At 59.5% G+C, this 1,660-nt stretch carries 1 protein-coding gene; it reads right to left on the bottom strand.

The genetic code is table 11. The annotated features are described in order from the left end of the window. Nucleotides 1-84 precede the first annotated feature (84 nt). Complete coding sequence (locus KG698_RS15165) at nucleotides 85-1,512, bottom strand: NAD(P)-dependent oxidoreductase (RefSeq protein ID WP_213686380.1); 1,428 nt, start codon at nucleotides 1,510-1,512, stop codon at nucleotides 85-87. Nucleotides 1,513-1,660: the final 148 nt, after the last annotated feature.

Genomic DNA, 1,660 nt, shown 5'->3' with positions numbered 1-1,660 from the left:
AGCCCTGCGGCGGCGCAAAGCTTTGCTGCGCCGCGACCGGCGCCGCGACCGTCAGCGCGATCAGGGTCAGAAGCAGCTTGTTCATCATTCTGCCGCGACCGATGCGGATTGTCCCAGATAATCAAGGATCGCGGTTGCCGCATCGCGCCCGTCACGGATCGCCCAGACGACCAGCGACGCGCCGCGCACGATATCGCCGGCGGCATAGACACCGTCCAGAGATGTCTTGCCGGTGGTGAAATCCGCCTTGATCGTGCCCCAGCGGGTCACGGCCAGTTCCGGCACGCCCCAAAGGGTGGGAACATCCTCTGGCTCAAAGCCCAGCGCCTTGACGACCAGATCGGCCTCTTCGATGTAATCGGCACCGGCGATGACCTCTGGCATCTGGCGGCCCGTCGCATCGGGCGCGCCAAGGCGCATTTTCTGCACCTTGACGCCGGATACGGCATCGCCTTCAAACCCAAGCGGCGCGGACAGCCAGACGAATTCGACGCCTTCTTCTTCGGCATTGGCGACTTCGCGTTGCGATCCGGGCATGTTGGCACGGTCACGGCGATACAGGCATTTGACGCTTTCGGCTCCCTGCCGGATTGCGGTGCGCACACAATCCATCGCCGTGTCGCCACCGCCAATGACGACGACACGCTTGCCTGCAGCATTCAGCGCGCCGCTGTCGTATTCCGGCACCTCATCGCCAAAGGATTTGCGGTTGCTGGCCGTCAGGTAATCAAGGGCGTTCACGATTCCTTCAGCGCTGGAATCGGGCAGATCACGGGTCTTGTATACGCCGGTGGCGATCAGCACGGCATCATGCTTGCCGCGGATGGCGTCAAAGGACAAATCCTCGCCCACGTTGCAATTCAGCACGAATTGCACGCCGCCATCCTCGAGCTGCGCCATGCGCTGCATCACGATGTCTTTTTCCAGTTTGAAGCCGGGGATGCCATAGGTCATCAACCCGCCGCCACGGTCATAACGGTCATAGACCGTGACCTGCACGCCCTGACGGCGCAGCATATCCGCCGCGGCCAAACCACCGGGGCCAGCACCGATGATGCCCACGCTTTCGGCGCGTTCGGCATAGGGGCGGATCGGCTGCACCCAGCCGTTTTCGAACGCCATATCGGTGATGTATTTTTCTACCGACCCGATCGTGACCGTGCCATGGCCGGATTGTTCGATCACGCAATTGCCTTCGCACAGACGGTCCTGCGGACAAATACGGCCACAAATCTCGGGAAAGGTGTTGGTAGCCTGCGAAATCTCATAGGCTTCCTGCAACCGGCCTTCGGCGGTCAGGCGCAGCCAGTCGGGAATATTGTTGTGCAGCGGGCAATGGGTCTGGCAATAGGGCACGCCGCATTGCGAACAGCGGCTGGCCTGTTCAGCAGCCTTGTCACGCGCATATTCGGCATAGATTTCGTTGAAATCCTGCTTACGCAAATCAGGTGGCCGTTTTTCGGGCATGTCCCGGTGAACGGTGGTGAATTTCAACATCTTTTGGCCAGCCATTGCCGTCCTCCCATCCAAGCGCAAACTTGGTTCTAGTGCGGGGGTAAAGAAATGAAAAGGCAGTATTGCTGACCCATATTGAAGTATTTTGACGAAGATGGCGTTAGCGCCTGTATTTTTGCCCAATATTAGGTACCATATGGGACCT

The organism is Roseicyclus sp., assembly GCF_018402035.1.
In the GTDB taxonomy this organism is placed as follows: Bacteria; Pseudomonadota; Alphaproteobacteria; order Rhodobacterales; family Rhodobacteraceae; genus Roseicyclus.
The sequence above is the reverse complement of the archived record's forward strand: the minus strand, read 5'-3'. Positions and strand labels throughout refer to the sequence as shown.

Coding starts and splice junctions, on each gene's coding strand:
- KG698_RS15165 (WP_213686380.1), bottom strand. CDS start 1,512: ATGGCTGGCCAAAAGATGTTGAAATTCACCACCGTTCACCGGGACATG.